Source organism: Streptomyces sp. NPDC049040, assembly GCF_043197715.1.
Taxonomy (GTDB): domain Bacteria; phylum Actinomycetota; class Actinomycetes; order Streptomycetales; family Streptomycetaceae; genus Actinacidiphila.
Genome location: NZ_JBICTO010000002.1, coordinates 321,457 through 345,119 on the forward strand (window position 1 = coordinate 321,457; position 23,663 = coordinate 345,119).

Annotated in this window: 19 protein-coding genes and 2 pseudogenes; 14 read left to right on the top strand and 7 right to left on the bottom strand. The window is 71.4% G+C overall.

The features are described 5' to 3' along the window. Positions 1-75: 75 nt before the first annotated feature. Positions 76-1,068 carry a hypothetical protein gene (locus ACGFMP_RS06295; protein WP_393670630.1) on the bottom strand — a complete coding sequence of 331 codons (993 nt, stop codon included), beginning with the start codon at positions 1,066-1,068 and terminating at the stop codon, positions 76-78. 114 nt (positions 1,069-1,182) lie between these two features. Continuing rightward, on the bottom strand, positions 1,183-2,130 hold the full coding sequence (locus ACGFMP_RS06300; protein ID WP_393670631.1) for a hypothetical protein: 948 nt from the start codon (positions 2,128-2,130) through the stop codon (positions 1,183-1,185). Positions 2,131-2,246: 116 nt separating this feature from the next. Between ACGFMP_RS06300 and ACGFMP_RS06305 the strand changes: the two genes are divergently transcribed. From ACGFMP_RS06305 to ACGFMP_RS06355, 11 genes are all read left to right on the top strand, one after another. After that, on the top strand, positions 2,247-4,880 hold the full coding sequence (locus ACGFMP_RS06305; protein ID WP_393670632.1) for a valine--tRNA ligase: 2,634 nt from the start codon (positions 2,247-2,249) through the stop codon (positions 4,878-4,880). A 99-nt stretch (positions 4,881-4,979) separates the two neighbouring features. Beyond that, entirely contained in the window at positions 4,980-6,509 is a 1,530-nt protein-coding gene (locus ACGFMP_RS06310; protein ID WP_393670633.1) for a bifunctional folylpolyglutamate synthase/dihydrofolate synthase, read from the top strand. 12 nt (positions 6,510-6,521) lie between these two features. Continuing rightward, positions 6,522-6,857, top strand: a complete 336-nt coding sequence (locus ACGFMP_RS06315; RefSeq protein ID WP_393670634.1) for a DUF4233 domain-containing protein — start codon at positions 6,522-6,524, stop codon at positions 6,855-6,857. 66 nt (positions 6,858-6,923) lie between these two features. Then, positions 6,924-7,337, top strand: a complete 414-nt coding sequence (ndk, locus tag ACGFMP_RS06320; RefSeq protein ID WP_393670635.1) for a nucleoside-diphosphate kinase — start codon at positions 6,924-6,926, stop codon at positions 7,335-7,337. 197 nt (positions 7,338-7,534) lie between these two features. Next, a complete protein-coding gene (locus ACGFMP_RS06325; RefSeq protein ID WP_393671346.1) occupies positions 7,535-8,557 on the top strand; it encodes a rod shape-determining protein in 1,023 nt (340 codons plus the stop codon). A gap of 126 nt (positions 8,558-8,683) precedes the next feature. Continuing rightward, a complete protein-coding gene (gene mreC / locus ACGFMP_RS06330; RefSeq protein WP_393670636.1) occupies positions 8,684-9,685 on the top strand; it encodes a rod shape-determining protein MreC in 1,002 nt (333 codons plus the stop codon). A gap of 1 nt (position 9,686) precedes the next feature. Further along, entirely contained in the window at positions 9,687-10,331 is a 645-nt protein-coding gene (gene mreD, locus ACGFMP_RS06335) for a rod shape-determining protein MreD (RefSeq protein WP_393670637.1), read from the top strand. Continuing rightward, on the top strand, positions 10,328-12,568 hold the full coding sequence (gene mrdA / locus ACGFMP_RS06340; RefSeq protein ID WP_393670638.1) for a penicillin-binding protein 2: 2,241 nt from the start codon (positions 10,328-10,330) through the stop codon (positions 12,566-12,568). The genes mreD and mrdA overlap by 4 nt, the downstream gene beginning before the upstream one ends. Then, complete coding sequence (gene rodA / locus ACGFMP_RS06345) at positions 12,565-13,764, top strand: rod shape-determining protein RodA (RefSeq protein ID WP_393670640.1); 1,200 nt, start codon at positions 12,565-12,567, stop codon at positions 13,762-13,764. Before mrdA ends, rodA begins: the two co-directional genes overlap by 4 nt. A gap of 133 nt (positions 13,765-13,897) precedes the next feature. Next, the gene (locus ACGFMP_RS06350) at positions 13,898-15,412 is read left to right on the top strand and encodes a CHAD domain-containing protein (protein WP_393670642.1); all 1,515 of its coding nucleotides are present in this window, start codon (positions 13,898-13,900) and stop codon (positions 15,410-15,412) included. Positions 15,413-15,494: 82 nt separating this feature from the next. After that, entirely contained in the window at positions 15,495-17,447 is a 1,953-nt protein-coding gene (locus tag ACGFMP_RS06355; RefSeq protein ID WP_393670644.1) for a TIGR03960 family B12-binding radical SAM protein, read from the top strand. Here ACGFMP_RS06355 and ACGFMP_RS06360 read toward each other — a convergent pair. Further along, a complete protein-coding gene (locus ACGFMP_RS06360) occupies positions 17,410-18,327 on the bottom strand; it encodes an AraC family transcriptional regulator (protein WP_393670646.1) in 918 nt (305 codons plus the stop codon). The genes ACGFMP_RS06355 and ACGFMP_RS06360 overlap by 38 nt on opposite strands. A 130-nt stretch (positions 18,328-18,457) precedes the next feature. On the opposite strand from ACGFMP_RS06360, the pseudogene ACGFMP_RS06365 reads away from it, so the two are divergent. Then, positions 18,458-19,578: pseudogene (locus ACGFMP_RS06365) on the top strand (MFS transporter). A 26-nt stretch (positions 19,579-19,604) separates the two neighbouring features. Here ACGFMP_RS06365 and ACGFMP_RS06370 read toward each other — a convergent pair. The 4 genes from ACGFMP_RS06370 to ACGFMP_RS06385 all read right to left on the bottom strand — a co-directional run bounded on the left by ACGFMP_RS06370 (position 19,605) and on the right by ACGFMP_RS06385 (position 22,597). After that, positions 19,605-20,123 carry a hypothetical protein gene (locus ACGFMP_RS06370; RefSeq protein ID WP_393670647.1) on the bottom strand — a complete coding sequence of 173 codons (519 nt, stop codon included), beginning with the start codon at positions 20,121-20,123 and terminating at the stop codon, positions 19,605-19,607. A 148-nt stretch (positions 20,124-20,271) separates the two neighbouring features. After that, positions 20,272-21,021, bottom strand: a complete 750-nt coding sequence (locus tag ACGFMP_RS06375; RefSeq protein WP_393670648.1) for a Clp protease N-terminal domain-containing protein — start codon at positions 21,019-21,021, stop codon at positions 20,272-20,274. Between the two features lie 125 nt (positions 21,022-21,146). Further along, positions 21,147-21,968, bottom strand: coding sequence for a hypothetical protein (locus ACGFMP_RS06380; protein ID WP_393670650.1), 822 nt, complete (start codon positions 21,966-21,968; stop codon positions 21,147-21,149). 116 nt (positions 21,969-22,084) lie between these two features. Beyond that, positions 22,085-22,597 carry a carboxymuconolactone decarboxylase family protein gene (locus ACGFMP_RS06385; RefSeq protein ID WP_393670651.1) on the bottom strand — a complete coding sequence of 171 codons (513 nt, stop codon included), beginning with the start codon at positions 22,595-22,597 and terminating at the stop codon, positions 22,085-22,087. 86 nt (positions 22,598-22,683) lie between these two features. Here ACGFMP_RS06385 and ACGFMP_RS06390 point away from each other — a divergent pair, with 86 nt between their 5' ends. Both ACGFMP_RS06390 and ACGFMP_RS06395 read left to right on the top strand, forming a co-directional pair. Beyond that, a complete protein-coding gene (locus ACGFMP_RS06390) occupies positions 22,684-23,310 on the top strand; it encodes a TetR/AcrR family transcriptional regulator (protein ID WP_393670652.1) in 627 nt (208 codons plus the stop codon). Positions 23,311-23,334: 24 nt separating this feature from the next. Beyond that, positions 23,335-23,663, top strand: a pseudogene (locus tag ACGFMP_RS06395) (hypothetical protein); the annotation flags it as partial.

Here is a 23,663-nt window from a genome sequence, read left to right on the forward strand (position 1 = left end):
CCGCGGCACGAAAGGGGGGCGCCCCGGTCCTGGACCGGGGCGCCCCCCTTTCGTCGTCGCGGACGACCGCGGGTGCTAGCCCAGCGGCACCCGGGTGTCCTTGCGGACCTTGGCGAGCAGGTCCGCGCCGTCAGCGGCGGACATGGTCTTGCTGCTGCCACCGCCGGCCGCGGCCACCAGGTCGATCGGGATGGCGGTGCCGACGGTGCTGTAGTCGGCCCACAGGCAGATGGGCACCTGTACGACGTTGCCGGAGTCGGCCTTGTCGCTGATCTTGGCTTCCTGGCACTCGACGACCGCGTCGTCCGCTCCCGCGGGGTGCAGCGTCTGGACGTCGCCGATGAGTTCGGTCTTGGTGTCGTCGTCCGAGTTGTCCTTGGTCGCCTGCTTGCGCAGGTCGGCCATCATGCCGTCGGCGAGCTTCTGCGGGTCCTTGACGGTGCCGTAGGCGCCGCTGAACTCCAGCAGGATGCCGTTGGGCAGCGTGCCCTTGACGTAGCCGGCCTGGACCTGGGTCGGGTTGCTCAGGCCGAGCGTCTTCATCAGGGCGATGTCGCTGTCGTCGAAGCCCGTGTCGTCCTCTCCGGACACCTCGGCGTTCTTCTTGTAGTCCGTGGCGACGGCCTCAGGGGTGATCAGCTTGTACTTCTTGCCGTCGTCCTTGAGGCCGCCGCCGCTGTCGCCCTTGGTGACGAAGAAGACGCCCGCGCCCACCGCGACCAGCGCCACGACGACGCCGATGATGATCCCGGTGCGCTTGCCGCTGCCGCCGCCCTGCGGGGGCATCTGCGGCTGGCCGTAGCCGTAGCCGGGCTGCTGCGGCACCTGGCCGTAGCCGGGCTGGCCGGGCTGGCCCTGCTGCGGGTAGCCGTAACCGGGCTGCGGCTGGCCGTAGCCGGGCTGCTGCGGCGGCTGCTGACCGTACGGGGGCTGCGCGGGCTGGCCCTGCTGCGGGTAGCCGTAGCCCGGCTGGGGCTGGCCGTACCCGGGCTGCTGCGGCGGCTGCTGACCGTACGGGTTGGGCGGCTGCTGGCCGTACGGGTTCGGTGGCGGCTGGTTGTTGCTCATCGGAACGAGGGTCCCCTCCGTTGACATGGTCGGACCATCCTTGCGGACGTCCTGTCTGCAGTGCTCGCCGAGGGGGCCGAAAAACGATGCAACGGCCTTACGGCGGCGGGCGCGTCAGTTCGCGAGTGGCACCCGCACGTCTTTGCGCACCTTGGCGAGCAGGTCGGCGGTGTCCTCGGCCGACATGCCGGTACCGGTACCCGAGGCCAGGATGCTGAGGTCGAACGGCGCGACGGTGCCGACCGTGCTGTAGTCCGCCCACAGGCACACGGACAGCGTGTACGCCTTGCCCGCGTCCGCGTCGTCGGACCCGGTGTTGGTGATCTTGGCCGTCTGGCACTCCACGACCGCGTCGTCGGCCCCGGACGGGTGCATCGTCCGTGCGGCGCCGATGAATTCGGTCTTGCTGTCTTCCGAGTCCTTGTCGGGGTCGTCGCGCAGCGACTTCATCATCTCGTCGGCGACCTTCTGCGGGTCCTCGACGGTGCCGTAGGCGCCCTCGAAGGACATCACCGTGCCTCTGACGTCGCTGCCGCGCAGATACCCGGCCTGGGCCTTCCGCGGATTCGCCATGCCGTTCCTCGTCAGCAGCGCGATGGTGTCCTCGTCCAGGCCGTCGGTGTCGCTGAACTCCGAGTCGTCGTCGCGCTTGAAGTCCGTCGCGACGGTGGCCGGGGTGGTCAGCTTGTACTTCTTGCCGTCGTTCTTGAGGCCGCCGCTGTCGCCCTTGGTGACGAAGAAGACGCCCGCGCCCACCGCGACCAGCGCGACGACGGCGCCGATGATGATGCCGGTGCGCTTGCCGTTGCCGCCCTGCGGCGGCTGCTGCGGATATCCGTAGCCGGGCTGCTGGCCGTACGGCGGCTGCTGCGGGTAGCCGTAGCCGGGCTGCTGCGGCTGCTGCTGACCGTACGGGGGCTGCGCGGGCCCGCCCTGCTGCGGGTAGCCGTAGCCCGGCTGGGGCTGGCCGTACCCGGGCTGCTGCTGCGGCGGCTGCTGACCGTAAGGACCGGGCGGCTGCTGCTGACCGTACGGGTCCGGCGGCGGCTGGCTGTTGCTCATGGTCGGGTCCCCTCCCGTGAATACCTTGCCTCATCTTCGCCGATCCTTTAATCGCCGCTTACCGCGGGGCGGCAACTGATTCGTAACAGCCCGGGGCGCCCCCGTAGAATCGACAGGTGACCGACAACACTCAGCGCCCCCACGACGGGCCCAGCAGCGCCCCCGAACTGCCGACGACCTACACGCCGGCCGACGTAGAGGGGCCGCTGTACGAGCGCTGGGTGGAGCGCGGCTACTTCGAGGCCGACGCCAAGAGCGACAAGCCGCCGTACACCATCGTGATCCCGCCGCCCAACGTCACCGGCAGCCTGCACCTGGGCCACGCCTTCCAGCACACGCTGATGGACGCCCTGACCCGCCGCAAGCGGATGCAGGGCTTCGAGTCGCTGTGGCTGCCGGGCATGGACCACGCGGGCATCGCCACCCAGAACAAGGTCGAGCAGCAGCTCGCCGAGGAGGGCATGTCCCGGCACGACATCGGCCGTGAGGCGTTCGTCGAGCGGGTGTGGCAGTGGAAGGAAGAGTACGGGGGGCGGATCCTCGGCCAGATGCGCCGCCTCGGCGACGGCGTGGACTGGTCCCGTGAGCGCTTCACGATGGACGAGGGCCTGTCGCAGGCCGTCCAGACCATCTTCAAGCGGCTCTACGACGACGAGCTGATCTACCGCGCCGAGCGGATCATCAACTGGTGCCCGCGCTGCCTCACCGCGATCTCCGACATCGAGGTGGACTACCAGGACGACGACGGCGAGCTGGTCTCGCTGAAGTACGGCGAGGGCGAGGAGACGGTCGTCGTCGCGACCACCCGGGTCGAGACGATGCTCGGCGACACCGCGGTCGCCGTCCACCCCGACGACGCGCGCTACGCGCACCTGGTCGGCAAGCGGATCAAGCTGCCGCTCACCGACCGGACGATCCCGGTGATCGCCGACGCCCATGTCGACCCGGAGTTCGGCACCGGCGCGGTCAAGGTGACGCCCGCGCACGACCCCAACGACTTCGCCATCGGCCAGCGCCACGCCCTGGAGTCGCTGACCGTCATGGACGAGCGCGCCGTCATCACCGTGCCCGGCCCCTTCCAGGGCCTCGACCGGTTCGAGGCGCGGTCCGCGATCGTCGAGGCGCTGCGCGAGCAGGGCCGGATCGTCGCCGAGAAGCGGCCGTACGTCCACTCCGTCGGCCACTGCTCGCGCTGCAAGACCACCATCGAGCCGCGACTGTCCCTCCAGTGGTGGGTCAAGGTCGAGCCGCTGGCCGCCGCCGCGGGCGACGCGGTCCGCGACGGGCGGGTGCGAATCCATCCCCCGGAGCTGTCGAAGCGGTATTTCGACTGGGTCGACAACATGCACGACTGGTGCATCTCGCGGCAGTTGTGGTGGGGACACCGCATCCCCGTCTGGTACGGCCCCGACGGCCAGGAGGTCTGCGTCGGCCCCGACGAGCAGCCTCCGGCAGGCGAGGGCTGGACCCAGGACTCCGACGTCCTCGACACCTGGTTCTCGTCGGCGCTGTGGCCCTTCTCCACGCTCGGCTGGCCGGAACAGACCCCTGACCTGGAGAAGTTCTACCCGACCGACGTCCTGCTCACGGGGCACGACATCATCTTCTTCTGGGTCGCCCGGATGATGATGTTCGGCCTGTACGCGATGGACGGCGTCGCACCCTTCCACACCATCGCCCTCACCGGCCTGGTCAGGGACGAGTTCGGCAAGAAGATGTCGAAGTCCAATCCCAACTCGGTCGACCCGCTGGACTGGATGGACGCCTACGGCTCCGACGCGGTCCGCTTCACCCTGGCCACCGGTGCCAACCCCGGTGCCGACGTGCCGATCGGCGAGGACTGGGTCAAGGCCTCCCGCAACTTCGCGAACAAGATCTGGAACGCCACCCGCTTCGCGCTGATGAACGGCGCGACGGTCGAAGGCCCGCTCCCCGGGGCAGCGGAGCTGTCCGCCACCGACCGCTGGATCCTGTCCCGGCTGAACGCGACCGTCGCCGAGGTGGACGCCCTTTACGAGGACTACCAGTTCGCCAAACTCTCCGACTCCCTCTACCACTTCGCGTGGGACGAGGTCTTCGACTGGTACGTCGAGCTGTCCAAGACCGTCTTCTTCGCCGGCGGTGCCGGGGCCAGGGTCTCCGGCCGGGTCCTCGGCGAGGTCCTCGACGTGCTGCTGCGGCTGCTGCACCCGGTCGTCCCCTTCGTCACCGAGACGCTGTGGACCACCCTCACCGGGGGCGAGTCGCTGGTCGTCGCCGACTGGCCGCAGGACAGCGGCTTCCGCGACCCGGCGGCCGAGGCGGAGATCGCCGAGGTCCAGCGGGTCGTCACCGAGGTCCGCCGCTTCCGTTCGGACCAGGGCCTCCAGCCCGGCCAGAAGGTCCCGGCCCGGCTCACCCTCGACGGCACCCTGCTGGCGCCGCACGAGGACGCCATCCGGCAGCTGCTGCGGCTCCAGCCCGCCGCCGACGGCTTCCACGCCACCGCGTCGCTGCCGGTCGCGGGCGCCGTCGTCGAGCTCGACCTGTCGGGCACCATCGACGTGGCCGCCGAGCACAGGCGGCTCAGCAAGGACCTGGGCCTGGCCGAGAAGGAGAAGGCCGACGCCGGCCGCAAGCTCGGCAATGAGGCGTTCCTGGCGAAGGCACCGGAGAAGGTCGTGGCCGGCATCAGGGCCCGTCTGGCCTCGGCCGAGGCGGACATCCAGCGGATCACCGCCCAGCTGGAGGCCCTGCCCGCCAAGGGCTGACGGCCGGGGTGCCGGAATGCCCGGGGGCTGACCGGGCGTACAGGTGAGCGTGGTGGCCCTGGCCGTGAGGCCGGGGCCGCCTTCCGTAGACTGGACATCGTGACCGACCTCCCCCCGAACGGCGACACCGCGGACGAACCGCGCCCCCATGACGATGCCGACGACGACCTCACGGCCGGTGCAGGGCCGCGCGAGGTGGACATGGCCGTCATCGAGGCCGGCAGCCGTACGCTGCGCGCCGGCATCAGCCCCGCGGCCGACGACGATGTGCCGTCCAGGCCCGCCGACCCGGCGGTCGACCGCGAGCTGCGGGAGGTCGAGGAGGAGCTGCTCGGGCGCTGGCCCGAGACGAAGCTGGAGCCGTCGCTCGACCGGATGACCGCGGCGATGGACATCCTCGGCGAACCGCAGCGCACCTACCCGGCGATCCACATCACCGGCACCAACGGCAAGACCAGCACCGCCCGGATGATCGAGCGGCTGCTGCTCGCCTTCGAGCTGCGCACCGGCCGCTACACCAGCCCCCATGTGCAGTCCGTCACCGAGCGGATCAGTCTGGACGGCAGCCCGATCAGCGCCGAGCGCTTCATCGAGACCTACCGCGACCTCCAGCCGTACGTCCAGATGGTCGACGCGGCCGAGCCGTACCGCATGTCCTTCTTCGAGGTGCTCACCGCGATGGCCTACGCGGCCTTCGCGGACGCGCCGGTCGACGTGGCGGTCGTCGAGGTCGGCATGGGCGGCAGCTGGGACGCGACCAACGTGGTCGACGGGCAGGTCGCCGTGGTCACCCCGATCGCGCTTGACCACACCGACCGGCTCGGCGGCACACCCGGCGAGATCGCCGTCGAGAAGGCCGGCATCGTCAAGAAGGACGCCACCGCCGTGCTCGGCAGGCAGCCCGCGGACGCCGCCCAGGTGCTGCTGAAGCGGGCCGTCGAGGTGGACGCCACGGTGGCCCGCGAGGGCATGGAGTTCGGTGTCGCCCGCCGGGAGATCGCGGTCGGCGGGCAGTTGCTGACGCTGCGCGGCCTCGGCGGCGAGTACGACCAGATCTTCCTGCCGCTGCACGGCGAGCACCAGGCGCAGAACGCCGCGGTCGCGCTGGCCGCGGTGGAGGCCTTCTTCGGCATCGGCCGGATGCACCAGCGCACCCTCGACGTGGACACCGTGCGCACCGCCTTCGCCGCGGTCACCTCGCCCGGCCGCCTCGAAGTGGTCCGCCGCAGCCCCACCGTGGTGCTGGACGCGGCGCACAACCCGGCGGGGGCGCTGGCCACCGCGGCCGCCATCAGCGAGGTCTTCGACTTCACCCATCTGGTCGGCGTGGTCGGCCCGAGCGGCGACAAGGACGTGCGCGGGCTGCTCGAAGCCTTCGAGCCGGTGTTCTCCGAGGTCGTGGTGACCAGCAACTCCACCCGTCGCGCGATGGACGTGGACGCGCTGGCGGCGCTGGCCGTCGAGGTGTTCGGCGAGGACCGGGTGCAGGTCGAGCCGCGGCTCGACGACGCCCTGGAGGCGGCGATCACGCTGGCCGAGGACGAGGGCGCGTATTCGGGCGCCGGTGTGCTGGTCACCGGTTCCGTCATCACCGTGGGAGAGGCCCGGCTGCTGCTGGGCCGCAAGTGAGGGGCTGGGTCCATGCGCACGCTCTGTTCGAGCACGCTGATCGGCGAGTTCTTCGTCATCGGCTTCGCCGGGCTGGTCGCGATGAAGAGTCCCGACCTGTCGATGGCCACCGTGTGGGCGGTGTCCGGCGTCGCCATGGCACTGTGTGTCCTGCTGTGCGGCTTCGTCTCCAGGCCGGGGGCGCTCGTCGTCGGCTGGGCGCTCCAGGTCGGACTGTTCGTCAGTGGCTTCTGGGTCGGTACGATGTTCTTCCTCGGGCTGATCTTCGGCGGCCTGTGGTGGGCCTCGATCCACTTCGGCCGGAAGGTCGACGAGGCCAAGGCAAGGAACGCGGCGCAAGCAGCCTGAGGGCCGCCTTGTAGGCTCGTCGCACCACCGTTCACACGTCTTCCCGTTTTCCGCAGGAGCCGCCCCGTGTCTCAGCGCACCCTCGTCCTTCTCAAGCCAGACGCCGTACGCCGGGGCCTGGTCGGCGAGATCCTCGGCAGGATCGAGCGCAAGGCGGGCTGGACGATCGGCGCCCTGGAACTGCGCACCCTGGACCGCGACACCCTCGAACAGCACTACGCCGAGCACGTCGGCCGCCCGTTCTACGAGCCGCTGGTGGAGTTCATGGCATCCGGCCCGTCCGTGGCGCTGGTGGTCGAGGGCGAACGCGCCATCGATGGACTGCGTACGCTGGCCGGTCCTACCGACCCGATTGCAGCAACGCCGGGCTCCATCCGGGGGGACTTCGGCACCATCGTCCGTGAGAACCTGGTGCACGCCTCGGACTCCGAGGAATCGGCCGAACGGGAGATCAAGCTCTTCTTCCCCGGTCTGGCCTAACACCCCCGCCTGTCAGGGCATACGTCGCGGTCGATCGGGAACCAAACATCCCGACACGGCGTCACCATTACAGAGGTCAGCTGTGTGTTCTGATGACAATGACGTCGGAACCCCGACCCCGCGCCACACCGGTCGCGACTACGATGGAATCTCCGCTCAAGCTCGGGAAGGCCAGACGTATCCTCATGGCGAACAACATGTCGTTCATCGGCCGTGACATGGCTGTCGACCTCGGGACCGCCAACACGCTGGTGTACGTCAGGGGCCGCGGGATCGTTCTGAACGAGCCGTCCGTCGTGGCCGTGAACACCAACACCGGCGGCATCCTCGCGGTGGGCTCAGAGGCCAAGAAGATGATCGGCCGCACGCCGGGCAACATCGTCGCGGTCCGGCCGCTGAAGGACGGCGTCATCGCCGACTTCGAGATCACCGAGCGCATGCTGCGGTACTTCATCCTCAAGGTGCACAAGCGCCGCTACCTGGCCCGCCCGCGGGTCGTGATCTGCGTGCCCTCCGGTATCACCGGCGTCGAGCGCCGTGCCGTGATCGACGCCGCCAACCAGGCCGGTGCGCGGACCGTGCACATCATCGAGGAGCCGATGGCCGCCGCGATCGGCGCCGGGCTCCCCGTGCACGAGGCCACCGGCAACATGGTGGTGGACATCGGCGGCGGCACCACCGAGGTCGCGGTCATCAGCCTCGGCGGCATCGTCACCGCCCAGTCCATCCGGGTGGCGGGCGACGAGCTGGACAACGCGATCATCCAGCACATCAAGAAGGAGTACAGCCTCCTGCTCGGCGAGCGCACCTCCGAGCAGATCAAGCTCACCGTCGGCTCGGCCTTCGCGACCAAGGACGACGAGGAGCACACCGAGATCCGCGGCCGCGACCTGGTCAGCGGGCTGCCCAAGACGGTGGTCATCTCGGCGGCCGAGGTGCGCAAGGCCATCGAGGAGCCCGTCAACGCGATCGTCGACGCGGTCAAGACCACCCTGGACAAGTGCCCGCCGGAATTGTCGGGCGACATCATGGACCGCGGCATCGTCCTGGCCGGCGGCGGCGCGCTGCTGCGCGGCCTCGATGAGCGGCTGCGGCACGAGACGGGCATGCCCATCCACATCGCCGAGACCCCGCTGGACTGCGTGGCGCTCGGCGCGGGCAAGTGCGTCGAGGAGTTCGAGGCGCTTCAGCGCGTACTCGACGCCGCCCCCCGCAGATGACACGCGGCCCGCAGCCGGCCCCGGCGAACCGGATAACCGGCGTCATGCGAACCACAGCACAGTAGCTCCGACCGGCCGCGGCCCCACCGGCGGCGGGTCCGATGAGGAAGGCACGGACTGGCGCCCGTGAGGGACACAAAGGAGAGCCGGCTGCTGCTGGTGCTGCTGGTGGTGGTGGCGTTCGCGCTGATCACCATGGACATCAGGGGCGGTGAGAACTCACCGCTCGACCGGCCGCGGCAGGCCGCACAATCCGTCTTCGGCCCGGTCGAGAACGCCGTGTCCGGTGTCGTCGACCCGGTGGGCAACGCGGTGGACGCGGTGCGCGACTCGGGCGACCGAAGCAGCACCATCAGCCGGCTGGAACGCGAGAACGCCGCGCTCAAGCAGCAGCTCGGCAGCAAGGACATCACCCGCAACCGGGCACAGGAGCTCGACAAGCTGCTCAAGACCGCGGGAGCGGGCCAGTACGCCATCAAGGGCGCGCAGGTCATCGCGATAGGAGCGGCCCAGGGCTTCTCCTGGACCGTGACCATCGACGCGGGCAGCAACGACGGCCTCACCCGCGACATGACCGTCATCAACGGCGACGGACTGGTCGGGCGGGTCACCACCGTCGGCCCCTCCACGGCGACCGTACTTCTGGCCAACGACCCGGACTTCACCGTCGGCACCCGGCTGGAGAACTCCATGGAACTGGGCTTCGCCTCCGGCCAGGGCGACCGCCCGATGCGGGTCCAGCTGCTCAACGGCAAGGCCGCCGTGCACAAGGGCGACCGCCTGGTCACCTTCGGCTCGGAGGCCGGCAAGCCCTTCGTGCCCGGGGTGCCGGTCGGCAAGATCGTCGGCGTCGACCCGTCGGGCGGCAACCTGACCAAGACCCTCCTGGTGCAGCCCTTCGTGGGCTTCACCCGGCTGGACGTCGTCGGCGTCGTCGTGGTCGGACCGCGCACCGACCCGCGGGACAGCGTGCTCCCCCCGAAGCCGACCCCGCCGGCCAAGCCCACGCCCAAGAAGGCCGCACCGCCGGCCTCGCCGACCGCCCCGGCGTCGCCCGGCAGCACCCCGACCGGCGACGGCATGCCGCCGGCGACCGCCACCGACACGCCCACCAGCAGCAGGGGCTGACATGCGTCTCAACCGGATCCTGCTTCCCACCGTCCTGGTGATCCTCGCGATGGTCGCCCAGGTCAGCGTGCTCGCCCGGCTCCATCTGCCGGGCGCGGTGCCCGACCTGCTGCTGCTGACCGTGCTGGGACTCGCCATAAGCTACGGACACGTCGCCGGCTGCCTGATCGGCTTCTTCGCCGGGCTGCTCGCGGACCTGGCACCGCCGGCCGACCACGCGGTGGGCCGCTACGCCCTCGTGCTGTGCGTCATCGGCTACGTGGCAGGCCTGTTCAAGCCGGAGAGCGGCCGGCTGCGTACCGCTGCGGCACCGATGCTGGTCGTCATCGGCGCGGCCGTCGGCACCACGGTGCTCTACGCGGCCGTCGGCAGCCTGGTCGGCGACACCGCGGGCGCCCACGTGGGTCTGGGCAAGCTCGTCTTCACCGCCACCGTCTACGACCTGCTGCTCGCGCCCTTCGTGGTGCCGCTGGTGATGGCGCTGGCCCGCCGCTTCGACCACGACCCGCTGTCCGAGGACGCCACCGGCGGCTACGGCCGCAGCCGCAGGCTGCGAACCGGCATCGCCCCCCAGCGCGGGGGGTTGTTCGGCCGCGCGAACCGGACGGTCAAGGTCAACTCGATGGCCAGGGGGGCCAGGCGATGAGCGGCAACATCCCGGAGACCGGGCGCAACACCAGGATCACCATCAGGCTCGTCATCCTGCAGATCCTCGTCGTCTCGCTGCTGCTGACCCTCGGCGGCCGGCTGTGGTATTTGCAGATCCGCAACGGCCAGCAGTACGAGCAGAAGGCCGCCAACAACCACATCCAGCAGGTCGTCACCCCCGCCGTGCGCGGCTCGATCCTCGACGACCGCGGAGTGCCGCTCGCCGACAACGAGACCAAGCTCGTCGTCTCGGCCAGCCGCACCGACCTGCTCAAGCAGGCCGACGACGGCACCGCCGTACTGACCAGGCTGGCCGGAGTGCTGGGCATGGAGGCGCAGGAGGTCACCGACAAGGTGCGGCTGTGCGACGCCGATACGCCCAAGCCGTGCTGGAACGGTTCTCCCTACCAGCCCATCCCCATCACGGACTCCGCCACCACCCAGCAGGCGCTGCAGATCATGGAGCGACGCGAGGACTTCCCCGGCATCACCGCCGAGCCCACCGCGGTACGCCGCTACGCCGCCCCGTACAAGTCGAACGCCGCCCAGGTGCTCGGCTACCTCGGCCCGGTCACCGACGACGAGGTCAGCGCGTCCGAGAAGACCAGCACCCCGCTGCTGCGCTCCGACCAGATCGGCCGCTCCGGTCTCGAGAGCGTCTACGACGACCAGATGCGCGGCACCGCGGGCGTGACCCGCTACGAGGTCGACAACCTCGGCCGGGTCATCGGCAAGGCTGGCGACACCCCGGCCAAGCCCGGCAGCAACCTGGTCACCAGCATCGACGCCAAGGTCCAGGCGGTCACCGAGAAAGAGCTCAACGGCGCGATGGTGGCCGCGCGCAAGACGTACGACAGCATCTCCCACACGAACTACAAGGCGGACTCCGGCGCCGCGGTCGTGATGGACAACCGCACCGGCCAGATCATCGCCATGGCCAGCCTTCCCACCTACGACCCCAACGAGTGGGTCGGCGGCATCTCCTCGAAGGCGTACAACGCGCTGATGGACAAGAAGTCCGACTTCCCGCTGCTGAACCGGGCCATCCAGGGCCAGTCGGCACCGGGTTCGACCTTCAAGGTGATCTCCACCAGCGCCGCCATCAACGCCGGCTACCCGCCGGACGGCAACTACCCCTGCACCTCCTCGATGACCATCGGCAACCGGGAGTTCAAGAACTTCGAGAACGAGAGCTTCGGCGACATCTCGCTCGGCCGCGCCCTCGAGGTCTCCTGCGACACCGTCTTCTACGGCATCGCCTACAACGAGTGGAAGAAGGACGGCGGCACCAGCCCCAAGCACCCCAAGGACTGGTTCTTCAAGACCGCCCACCAGTTCGGCCTCGGCGCCAAGACCGGTGTCGACCTGCCCGGCGAGGTCACCGGCCGGGTGCCCGACCGCCAGTGGGCCGCCGAGTACAACGACGAGATGCAGGGCTACTGGTGCCGCACCGCCGCGGCCCACAAGAACGACAAGAACAAGAGCCTGGAAGTCCAGATCTCCATCGAGAAGTGCGCCGACCACAACGTCATCCGCGCCGGTGACTCCGTCAACTACGCGATCGGCCAGGGCGACACCCTCGTCACCCCGGTGCAGATGGCCAGGGTCTACGCGGCGATCGCCAACGGCGGCACCCTCTACCAGCCGACCATAGGGAAGGCCGTGGTCAGCGCCGACGGCAAGACCGTCACGCCGATCAAGCCCAAGGTCTCCGGCAAGCTGCCGGACTCCAAGGCCACCTTGAAGTACATGGACAAGGCGCTGGCCGGCGTGGTCACCGAAGGCACCGCCGACTGGAAGTTCGGCGGCTGGCCGCAGGACAAGATCCCGCTGCACGCCAAGACCGGTACCGCCGAGGTCGAGGGCAAGCAGACCACGTCCTGGTTCGACACCTACACCAAGGACTACACGATCGTCATGACGATCTCCCAGGGCGGCACCGGCTCCGGTGCCTCCGGCGAGGCCGTCCGGCGGATCTACGAGGCGATGTACGGCATCAAGAAGGACAGCGCCACCATCGACCCCGCCAAGGGCCTCATGCCCAAGCCGGTCACCACGCTGCCGAAGATCTCCGCCGACGGTGTCGCCTCCGCCGCGTCCTACACCCTCCCGTCCTCCGACGACCTGCTCGTGCCCAGCGGCCCGCACACCGTGGGCGGCACCACCCAGGAGCTCGCCGCACTCGCCCCCGGGCGCCCGGAGAAACTGCTGCTGGGCAGGCGGTACTGGTCATGACCGCCCACGGCTACACCACCGTCCGCCGCTACACCCCCGAGAAGTCCACCCTCGGCAAGCTCTTCGCCCGCGACTCGATAGTGCGCCGGATGGACTGGCTGCTGCTCTTCGCGGCACTGCTGCTGTGCGCCATCGGGACCCTGCTGGTGTACTCCGCGACCCGCAACCGCACCAACCTCACCCACGGCGACCAGTACTACTTCCTGCTGCGGCACCTGATGAACGCCGGCATCGGAGCCGGACTGGGCATCGGTGCGGTCGTCATCGGCCACCGCAGGATGCGGGACGTGGTGCCCTTCTACTACGCCCTCGCCATCCTCGGCATCCTGGCCGTCCTCAGCCCGCTCGGCTCCACCGTCAACGGCGCGCACTCCTGGATCGTCATCGGCGGCGGCTTCTCGCTCCAGCCCTCGGAGTTCGTCAAGGTCGCGATCATCCTCGGCATGGCGGTGGTGCTGTCCGCGCGGGTCGACGCGGGCGACCGCGAACACCCCGACCACAGGACCGTGCTCCAGTCCCTCGGGCTGGCCGCACTGCCCATCGGCATCATCATGCTGATGCCGGACCTCGGCTCGGTCATGGTGCTCGGCGCGATCGTCCTCGGGGTCCTGCTCGCCTCCGGCGCGTCCAACCGCTGGGTCTTCGGGCTGATCGCCTCCGGCATCGGCGGCGCGCTGCTCGTCTGGCAGCTCGGCATCCTCGACAAGTACCAGATCGACCGCTTCGCCGCCTTCGCCAACCCGGCACTCGACCCCTCGGGCGTCGGCTACAACACCAGCCAGGCCCGGATCGCCATCGGCTCCGGCGGCCTGCTCGGCAAGGGCCTCTTCCACGGCAGCCAGACGACCGGGCAGTTCGTGCCCGAGCAGCAGACCGACTTCGTCTTCTCCGTCGCCGGCGAGGAACTGGGCTTCGTCGGCGCGGCGTTCATCATCCTGCTGATCGGCGTCATCCTCTGGCGCGGCTGCGCCATCGCCCGCGGCGCCACCGACCTCTACGGAACGATCGTCGCCGCCGGCATCGTGGCCTGGTTCGCCTTCCAGGCGTTCGAGAACATCGGCATGACCCTCGGCATCATGCCGGTCGCGGGGATCCCGCTGCCCTTTGTGTCCTACGGGGGGTCCTCCATGTTCGCGAACTGCGTGGCCATAGGACTCCTCCAATCCGTCAAGATGCAGCGCCCCATGTCCGCTTAGTGCCGCGACCGGGAAGGCGTTGCCGGCAACCCGCGGCGCCGTGCCCGGTGCGGAGCCCCGGGGCGCGCGGCGGCACCCCAGGGTTCACCTGCGGTACCGCCGCCCGCGGGCCCGCGCGAGGTACGGTCGCGGTATGGGCAAGCGCGTGCGCGAGACCGAACGGAAGTACGACGCGGGGCACGGCCCCGGCACGGTACGGGCGGACCTCGCCGGGCTGAGCCCCGGCTCCAGAGCGCTCGACGCCGTGCACCTGGAGGCCGTGTACTACGACACCGCCGGCCTCGCGCTCGCCGCGCACCGGGTCACCCTGCGGCGGCGCACCGGCGGGGACGACGCAGGATGGCACCTCAAACTGCCCGCCGCCCAGGCGGACACCCGCACCGAGGTACAGCTCCCGCTGACCCCCGCCGCTGACGGCCCGCCGCAGGAGCTGCGCTCCGAGGTGGCGGCGCTGCTGCGCGGCCGTGAGCTCCAGCCGGTGGTACGGCTGGCCACCTCCCGCCGCCTGGTGCTGCTGCTCGACGAGCGGGGCACCACGCTCGCCGAGGTCGCCTACGACCGGGTGAAGGCCAGGGTGCTGCCCGAGGGCCCCGCCTCGGAGTGGACCGAGGTCGAGGTGGAAGTCGGCCAGGACCAGGACGAGTCCGCGGGCACCGCGCTGCTCGACGCCGTCGAGCAGCGGCTCACCGCGGCCGGTCTGCACCGCTCGGCGGCGGCGTCCAAGCTCGCACGCGCGCTCGGCGGCCTGCTGGTCGCCCCGCCGGCGGGCCCGCCCGCCGTGCCCGGCACCGCGGGCCAGACCGCCACCGGATACCTGCACGCCCAGCTCACCGCGATCCTGGCGCTCGACCCCGCCGTACGCAGGGACGAGGACGACGCCGTCCACCAGATGAGGGTGGCCACCCGCAGGGCCCGCAGCGCGCTCAAGAGCTTCCGCAAGGAGCTGGACCGAGCCGTCACCGACCCGCTGGGCGCCGAACTCACATGGCTGGCCGCGGTACTCGGCGCCGAGCGCGACCGGGAAGTGCTCGCGGAACGGCTGGCCGAGCGCCTCGGCGACCTCGACCCCGAGCTGGCCACCGGTGCCGTACAGGACCGGCTGCACGCGCTGGCCGCACGCAGCTCCACCGCATCGCGCACCGCCTTGCTCCGCACCCTCGACGGCGACCGCTACTTCGCGCTGCTCGACACCCTCGAAGCGGTGATCGCCGCACCCCCCTACCGCCGCGGCGCCCGCAAGCCCGCCGCCGAGGCCGCGGCCGCGACCGTCCGCCGGGACCACGCCAGGCTGCGGCGCGGGATCGAGGCGGCGCTCGCGCTGGAGCCGGGCGAAGACAAGGACGTCGCGCTGCACGAGGCGCGCAAGTCCGCCAAGCGGGCCCGCTACTCCGGCGAGGCCGTGCAGCCGGTGCTCGGCGCGCCCGCCAAAGCGCACACCGGCCGGATGAAGAAGCTCCAGCAGCTGCTCGGCGAGCACCAGGACAGCGTGCTGTGCCGGATCGCGCTGACCGGCGCCGGGGCCGACGCCCGGGCCGCGGGCGAGGACCCGGCACCGTACGAGGCACTCGTGCGCGCCGAGCGGGCGCGCGCAGCGGACGTCGAGGCGGCGCTGCCGCAGGCCTGGGAGCAAGCGGATCAGGAGCTCTGAGCGTCCGGGTACTCTTGAGGGTCACCCACCCCCGGGTCACCGGCCCGGGGGCGCTCACCGCCAGCTGATGAAAGTCGCCGAGATGCCTGTCGAGTCGGTCTTCCCGCGCTTGGAAGCACTTCTCCCGCACGTCCAGAAGCCGATCCAGTACGTCGGCGGGGAGCTGAACTCCACCGTCAAGGAGTGGGACGCCACCGACGTGCGGTGGGCGCTGATGTACCCGGACGCGTACGAGGTCGGACTGCCCAACCAGGGCGTCATGATCCTCTACGAGGTGCTCAACGAGCGTGAGGGCGTGCTCGCCGAGCGCACCTACAGCGTGTGGCCCGACCTCGAAGCGCTGATGCGCGAGCACGGGGTGCCGCAGTTCACCGTCGACGCGCACCGCCCGGTCCGCGCCTTCGACGTCTTCGGCCTCAGCTTCTCCACCGAGCTGGGCTACACCAACATGCTGACCGCGCTCGACCTGGCCGGCATCCCGCTGCACGCGGCCGACCGCACCCTGGACGACCCGATCGTGCTGGCCGGCGGCCACGCCGCCTTCAACCCCGAGCCGATCGCCGACTTCATCGACGCGGCCGTCATCGGCGACGGCGAGCAGGCCGTCCTGGAGATGACCGAGGTCATCCGCGCCTGGAAGGCCGAGGGGCGCCCCGGCGGCCGCGACGAGGTACTGCTGCGGCTGGCCAGGACCGGCGGCGTGTACGTACCGCGCTTCTACGACGTCGAATACCTCCCCGACGGCCGGATCGCCCGGGTCGTGCCGAACCGCAGCGGCGTGCCGTGGCGGGTGTCCAAGCACACCGTGATGGACCTGGACGAGTGGCCCTACCCCAAGCAGCCGCTGGTGCCGCTCGCCGAGACCGTGCACGAGCGGATGTCGGTGGAGATCTTCCGCGGCTGCACCCGCGGCTGCCGTTTCTGCCAGGCCGGCATGATCACCCGCCCGGTGCGCGAACGCTCCATCACCGGCATCGGCGAAATGGTCGAGGCGGGCCTGAAGGCGACCGGCTTCGAGGAGGTCGGCCTGCTCTCGCTGTCGTCGGCCGACCACAGCGAGATCGCCGACGTCGCCAAGGGCCTCGCCGACCGGTACGAGGACGACAAGATCGGACTGTCGCTGCCCTCCACCCGGGTCGACGCCTTCAACATCGACCTGGCCAACGAGCTGACCCGCAACGGCCGCCGCTCCGGCCTGACCTTCGCCCCCGAGGGCGGCTCCGAGCGGATCCGCAAGGTCATCAACAAGATGGTCTCGGAAGAGGACCTGATCAGGACCGTCGCCACCGCGTACGGCAACGGCTGGCGGCAGGTGAAGCTCTACTTCATGTGCGGCCTGCCCACCGAGACCGATGAGGACGTACTCCAGATCGCCGAGATGGCGAAGAAGGTCATCGCCAAGGGCCGCGAGGTCACCGGCCAGAACGACATCCGCTGCACCGTCTCCATCGGCGGCTTCGTACCCAAGCCGCACACCCCCTTCCAGTGGGCCCCGCAGCTGGGCGTCGAGGAGACCGACGCGCGCCTGGAGAAGCTCCGCGACGCCATCCGCGGCGACCGCAAGTACGGCCGCAACATCGGCTTCCGCTACCACGACGGCAAGCCCGGCATCATCGAGGGCCTGCTGTCCCGCGGCGACCGCCGGGTCGGCGCGGTCATCCGCGCGGTCTACGAGGACGGCGGCCGCTTCGACGGCTGGCGCGAGCACTTCTCCTACGACCGCTGGCTGCGCGCCTGCTCCACCGTGCTGCCCGAGGTGGACCTCGACCTGGCCTGGTACACCACCCGCGAACGCACCGCGGAGGAGGTCCTTCCCTGGGACCACCTGGACTCCGGCCTCGACAAGGACTGGCTCTGGGACGACTGGCAGGACGCCCTCGACGAGACCGAGGTCGAGGACTGCCGCTGGACCCCGTGCTTCGACTGCGGGGTGTGCCCGCAGCTGGACCTCGAGATCCAGGTGGGCCCGACGGGCAAGAAGCTGCTGCCGCTGACGGTCACCCACTCCTCGGGCGGGGGGAACGGCGGGGCGTGACCCGGTCGGGCGGGGGCGCCGGGTCGCGGTGGCGGCCCGGGGTGGTGCCGAAGGCGTGCCGGAAGGCCTCGACGAAGGCGCTGGTGTGGGCGTAGCCGCACGCGGTGGCGGTCGCGGTCACCGTGCTGCCCGCCGCCAGCAGGATCAGTGAGTGGTGCAGGCGCAGCTGGGCGCGCCACTGCGGGAAGCTCATGCCCACCTCGCGGTGGAAGAGCCGGCTGAGGGTGCGTTCGCTCGCGCCGACGGCCGCGCCGAGTTCCGCCAGCGAGCGGGGGTCGGCCGGATCGTCGTGCAGCAGCGCGCCCAGGGCGCGGAGCCGGTCGTCCGCCGGGGTGGGCAGCAGCAGGGGCAGCGCGTCGACGCGGCGCAGCTCGTCGATGGCGACCTGCTCCAGGGTCCTGCGCTGCCGGGTGCTGCGGGCCGCCGCCGGCTCGGCGTCGCTGAGGGCGACGATCACCTCGCGCAGCAGCGGCCCGACGGCCAGGACCGTGGGCCGGTCGGTGCGCAACGCGCCGGTGCGCTGCAGGTCCGTGCTGCGGGGGAATGCCAGCGTGCGCATCCGGGTGCTGCCGTGCGCCTGGTGGGCGTGGGCGACGCCAGCGGGGATCAGGACCGCCCGGTGCGGTGGCACCACCCAGGCGCCGCCGGCGGTGAAGATCCGCAGCACGCCCCGGCTGGGGTGGACGAGCTGATGCTGGTCGTGGAAGTGCCAGTCGATGCGCTCGCGGTGGGTCAGGGTCCGGTCGGTGGGTCCGTCGAGCCGCTGCCTGGGGGGCGCCCCGCCGCCGTCCGCCGCCGGCGAGGGCGGTGAAGGGGCGGGCGGGACCGCTGCGCGAGGGGCGCCGGCGGGCGGCTGATCGGGTTGGCGGGTTGGCGACACAAGCAGGCAGACTATCGATGGCCGACCCGCGGGGCCCACGGCGAGGCTGTCCCTCATGACTCGGCTCACCGATCCCGCGCCGCTCGCGGCCACTCCCCGACCCACCACGGAACCCGGCATCTGGCGGCGGATGCGCATGTGGGGCGTCGCGCACGCCGTCGACGACCTCTACCAGGGCCTGGTGCCGGCGACGGTGCCGTACTTCGTCCTGGACCGGCACTACGGCTACGTCGCCGCGTCCGGTCTCACGCTGGCCGCCACGCTGGGCAGTTCGGTTCCGCAGCCCTTCATCGGCCTTGCGGTGGACCGGCTGCGGCTGGGCTGGCTGGCGGGTGCGGGCGTGGCGCTGGCGGGTCTGGGCCTCGGGCTGTCCGGGCTGGTGCCGTCGTATCCGGCGGTGTGGTGCCTGATCCTGCTGTCGGGTCTCGGCGTCGCGATGTTCCACCCCGCCGCGGGCAAGGCGGCGCGGGAGTCGGCCGGGGAGAGCGCGGCGGCGATGAGCGTCTTCGCGGCGGGCGGCAGCGTCGGCTTCTTCCTGGCCCCCGCGCTGGCCACGCCGGTGCTGATGGCGTGGCGGCCACGGCGCTGTTCGTGCCGCCGGCGGTGCTGACCGCGTTCGTCCTGTTGCGGCACCAGCGCCGCCGGCAGGCCGCCGAGCCCGCAGGGCAGGCGCGCGGCGGTGAGGACCTGTGGTGGCCGTTCGCGGTGCTGACCTGCGTGGAGGTGGTGCGGTCGGTGGCCTTCTTCGGCGTGAACACCTTCATCGAGCTGTACTGGATCCGGCAGCTCGACGCCTCCCGCGGTCTGGCGGGCGCGGCGCTCACGCTCTTCCTGGCGGGCGGTGTCGCGGGCACGCTGCTCGGCGGGCGGATCGCCGACCGGTGGGGGATGGTGCGCACCGTGCAGATCGGCGGTGGGCTGGTGCTGCCGATGCTGGCGGGCCTGCTGCTGGCGCCGGGCAGCGTCGTGCCGCTGCTGTTCGCCGTGCTGACCGGCGTCGCGCTGAACCTGCCGTTCGCGGTGCTGGTCAAGCTGGGCCAGGACTATCTGCCGACCCGGCCGGGTACGGCCGCGGGCGTCACCCTCGGCCTGGGCGTCAGCGTCGGCGGGCTGGTCGCCCCGCTGCTCGGCATGGTGGCCGAGGCGCACGGGCCGCGCGGGGCTTTGGCGGCGCTCTGCGTCGTACCCCCGATCGCGCTGGCGGCCGGCCTCCTCCTGCCGGAGCCGAGGCGGGTCGCCGCGCGGAAGTGAGCGGCCCCGGGTGACCGGGGCGGGGCTCAGTGGGTCAGGGCGTTGGCGCTCACGATGAACAGGCCGAGCAGCACGTCGACCACGCCGACGCGGCAGGCGGGCCCCCAGCCCTGCCCGGCCGCGCGGGCGGCGAGCAGCCCCCAGCAGAAGAGGGCCGCGGTGTTCACGGTGAGGGCGACGTCCACGGCGCCTTCCTCGCTCCACCACCCCGCGGCGGCGCCCAGCAGCGCCGCGACCGTCGGGACCACGGCGGCGACCAGGGGCCATTCGGCCAGCACCGCGACGAAGCTCTCCGCGGTGGCCCTCTTGCCGTCGGCCTTCCAGTGGGCGATGGCGTGCGCGTATCCGTGGGCCGCGGCGGCCGCGAGTGCCGCCACCAGGATCCACAGCGCGTCATAGCCGGCGTTGGGATGGCCTGCGTCGTGGTCGAGGGCGGACGCCAGCGAACTGGCGAGCACGGTTCCGTACACGCCGCCGAACATCAGGCGCTGGAGCGGCACTCCCGGTTGCTCGGTGGCCGTGCTGGGGCCCGGACTGTCCGGCACGGTGCCGCCCTTCGCGCGGAAGCATCATCCCTCCCACCATCACCGGGGGCGGCGCGCATCCGGCCGCGCCCCGCCCGCCGCGGCCGCGCATTCCGCCGGACGGACGCCTCCGGGGGTGTGCCGCGGCGGGTGGCGGCGACGGCCGCGCTCACTTCCCCTGGCGTGCGGCCTGGATCCTGGCGATCTCGGCGAGGAGCCACCGCTCGGTGGTCGCGGTGTCCAGGCCGAGGGAGGTGAGCTTGTGGGCGGTGGGTCCGCCGCCGGACAGGAGGCCGAGGAGCAGGTGCTCGGTGCCGATGAAGTTGTGGCCGAGGCGCAGCGCGACCCTGAGGCAGTCCCTGAGCGTCTCGCGCGCGGCGCCGGTGAGGTCGACGGAGCCGATGTCGCTGCCGGTGCCGCCGCTCGGCACGGTGACCGCGGCGGGGTCGAGCCCGAGCGCGCGGCAGAACCGCTCGTCGCTGACGCCGGCTGCGTGGATGGCTTCTGCGGCCAGCGCCTCGGGCTCGGCGAGCAGCCCCGCGGCCAGGTGGACGACGTCGGCCTGCCCGCCTCCGGCCTGCCGGGCGATCCATGCGGCGGCGACGACGGTGTTGCGTGCGCGCTTGGTGAAGCGGCTGTACATGGCGTCGTCCGGGATGGGGTCCGAGCCGTCCCAGCGGGGGAGGAAGCGTTTGCGGGCGGCCTGCTTCGACACGCCGAAGCCGGCGCCGATCTCGGCCCATGACGCTCCGGCGCGCCTGGCCTGCTCGACGAAGTGGCCGAGCAGGGCGTCGGCCTGCTCGTCGAGCCGGGCGGAGACGGCGGCGGCGTCGGCGAGGTGATCCAGCGGGCCGCCGCTGGGGTGGAGGCTTTCCACGTGGCTGATGAGGGCGGCGGGGTCGACCGGGAAAGGACTCATGCAGACAACCATAGGTTGCCTTCATGATGAAAGACAACCCCGGGTTGCCTGTGGAGGCAAGGGGATTGCCCGCGGCGGCCGCCGGCCGGCGGGATGCCCGGTTCAGGAGGTGGCGGGGCGCCGTTTCAGGACGAGGAGGCCGGCTGGGTCAGGGCGCGCATCAACGAGCGCATCGTGGGCACGAGGTCCTTCCCGAAGGCGCTGGTGTCAGTCACGCCCGGCCGGGTCGGGCTCCCGTCCGCATTCGTCGGCGCCTTCCCGCGAGAGCTGTCCCAGTCGTCGGTGCCGCTCAGCGTCAGCGTGAAGACGGCGCCGCCGTGCCGTACCTCCAGGGACTGCCGGTACTGCCCGGTGACGAGGTTCGCCCGGTCGCCGATGCCCTGGGGGTGCGAGGTCCTCGCGTGGTCGTCGAGGAACAGCAGGAGGCTGCTGTAGCTGTCCCCGCCGCCGGACGGTGTGGGGCGCTCGGTGCTGCTGGCCGCGTCGAACTCGGCCGCGGGGTCGGTCTTCTTGTGCAGGTCGACGGTGACGGCGATGGTGTAGTTCGTCGTCCAGCCGTCCCCCGGCGTGGACCATCCGATCAGCTGGCAGCTGACGTGGTCCAGCGCCGTACTCCTGTTGATCTCGGGGAAGCCCTGGCCGAAGGACACCGCGCCCAGGCGGCCGGCAAGCGGCTGCAGGTTGTGGTTGGTGCAGGGGCTGTCGCCGATGCGGTAGCCGTGCAGGTCGGGCGCCGCGGTACGCCCGTAGCCGGTGCCCTGGAGCACCCCGGCCCATACCGCCGACGTCACGACGACCGCGCCGAGCGCCCACAGCCACGGCTTGGCCCCGAACCGCCCCGGCAGCGGCGGCCGGTCGGTGTGGCTCACCAGGTCCACCGCCTGCGGCGCGTCCCCCTCGCCTGCCATCTCCGGCTCGCTGATCATGCCGACCACCCCCACTGCCACGGTGTCCCGCTCCACTCTAAGGTGACGCCGCGCGGTGCGGACCGGTCGCGGGCCGAGGCGTCGCGCTGCCGCTGCCCATGCCCCGCCGGGCGGTGCGGGACGCCGCGCGGCGGGCCCTACGCGACGATCGGGCCGGCCAGTCCTGCGGGGCCGGAGAGCAGCCGGTCGGCGGCGCGCAGGCCGTGCCACGCCTCGGCTGTCCCGAACTGCCCGGAGAAGCGGATCACGGCCCGCACATCGGCGGGTGTCGCGCCGATCGCGAGGGCCCTGGAGACGTGGGCCGCGAAGGCCCCGTCGAGCACGCCGTGCAGCACATCCGCGGTCAGCGAACCGAACGCCCGCTCCCTGGCGGTCAACTGCTGTGCGCTGCCGTCGAGATGGAGCTGAAGCTCGCTGTAGTCGCCCTGGAAGATGAGCAGTTCGCGCAGCGCGTCCTCGGACACGCCGTGGGTGAGCCCCATCGTGCCCTGCGACTCGAAGGGCATGCCCAGCGTCTGCCGGCAGATGTCGGCGACGACGCACAGCACCACCTTCTCGCGGTCGGTCAACTCCGGGAAATCGTCCCAGCCCTGGTGGTAGGTGACGGTGTCCACCGGTGCCTCGCCGGGCATTTCCATGCTCTGGTCCATGGGTGTGCCTCCACGGTGTCGCCCTGGCCGAACGGCCGTAGGGCTACGACTGTAGCCCTGGGAGTTGTGCCCATACAATCGCAATCATGGATGCGACCACTCCACCCCGGAGCGGAGCCAGGAGCCGCAACAACCCCCGCGGCCAAGGCGAGCGGCTGCGAACCGACATCATCACGACCGCGACCCTCATGCTGGACGTGCTCGCCGACGACCAGGCGCTGTCGCTGCGGGCCGTGGCCCGCGAGGTGGGCATCGCCGCCACCTCCGTCTACCTGCACTTCGCCGACCGTGACGCGCTGGTCCTCGCGACGCTCGAGCGCTGCCAGCACGACATCATGCGGGCGATGGAGGCCGCGGAAGCCGCCGCCGCTGATCCCGCGGACGCGCTCCGCGCGAGGACGCTGCTGCTGGGCAACTGGGCGCAGGAGCACGCCGGGCTCTACAAGGTGCTCCACGAGAGCACCATCAACCAGCGGGTCGAGATGCGCTTCAAGCAGGACTTCAAGGAGAGTTGGGTGACCGCGGTCCAACGCTGCCTCGACGCGGGCCTCGCACCGCGGCGCGACGCGCGGGCGACGGCCCACGACCTCATGGCGGCGGTGCACGGAAGCGTGTCGCTGCGGATCAACCGGTGCGACACCCCGTGGCCGCCCTTCCACGAGCAACTCGACCGGTTCCTGACCGGTCTTGTGGGGCTCCGCGCCCCCGGCTGACCGCCGGTCGGCTAGGTTCTGGCCATGGGTTTCCAGGGGGAGGAACGCTTGCCGGCGCCGCAGCGGCCGGGCGGCGACGGCGGTTGCCTGACGGTCGCGATACGGCTCCCCGTACGCCTCATCGCCTTCGCCGTGGTGCTGCCGATCCGGCTTCTGTGGGACCTGCTGGCCGCGATCGGCCGCGCCTTCCGCACCGCCCTGCTGTGGGTCTGGCGCCGGGTGCTCGTACCGCCACTGGCGTTCGCCTGGCGCTACCTCTTCGTCTGGCCTGTCGCCGCGCTCTGGCGCCACGTCGTCGTGCCCGCGGGTCGCGCGCTGGCGTGGGGGTGGCGGGTGCTGGTCGTCGTCCCGCT

Excerpts from the sequence above, each read along its gene's own strand:
- ACGFMP_RS06295 (WP_393670630.1), bottom strand. The coding sequence starts at position 1,068 with ATGAGCAACAACCAGCCGCCACCGAACCCGTACGGCCAGCAGCCGCCC.
- ACGFMP_RS06300 (WP_393670631.1), bottom strand. The coding sequence starts at position 2,130 with ATGAGCAACAGCCAGCCGCCGCCGGACCCGTACGGTCAGCAGCAGCCG.
- ACGFMP_RS06315 (WP_393670634.1), top strand. The coding sequence starts at position 6,522 with ATGCGCACGCTCTGTTCGAGCACGCTGATCGGCGAGTTCTTCGTCATC.
- ACGFMP_RS06325 (WP_393671346.1), top strand. The coding sequence starts at position 7,535 with ATGTCGTTCATCGGCCGTGACATGGCTGTCGACCTCGGGACCGCCAAC.
- mreD (WP_393670637.1), top strand. The coding sequence starts at position 9,687 with ATGCGTCTCAACCGGATCCTGCTTCCCACCGTCCTGGTGATCCTCGCG.
- mrdA (WP_393670638.1), top strand. The coding sequence starts at position 10,328 with ATGAGCGGCAACATCCCGGAGACCGGGCGCAACACCAGGATCACCATC.
- rodA (WP_393670640.1), top strand. The coding sequence starts at position 12,565 with ATGACCGCCCACGGCTACACCACCGTCCGCCGCTACACCCCCGAGAAG.
- ACGFMP_RS06350 (WP_393670642.1), top strand. The coding sequence starts at position 13,898 with ATGGGCAAGCGCGTGCGCGAGACCGAACGGAAGTACGACGCGGGGCAC.
- ACGFMP_RS06355 (WP_393670644.1), top strand. The coding sequence starts at position 15,495 with ATGCCTGTCGAGTCGGTCTTCCCGCGCTTGGAAGCACTTCTCCCGCAC.
- ACGFMP_RS06375 (WP_393670648.1), bottom strand. The coding sequence starts at position 21,021 with ATGAGTCCTTTCCCGGTCGACCCCGCCGCCCTCATCAGCCACGTGGAA.
- ACGFMP_RS06385 (WP_393670651.1), bottom strand. The coding sequence starts at position 22,597 with ATGGACCAGAGCATGGAAATGCCCGGCGAGGCACCGGTGGACACCGTC.
- ACGFMP_RS06390 (WP_393670652.1), top strand. The coding sequence starts at position 22,684 with ATGGATGCGACCACTCCACCCCGGAGCGGAGCCAGGAGCCGCAACAAC.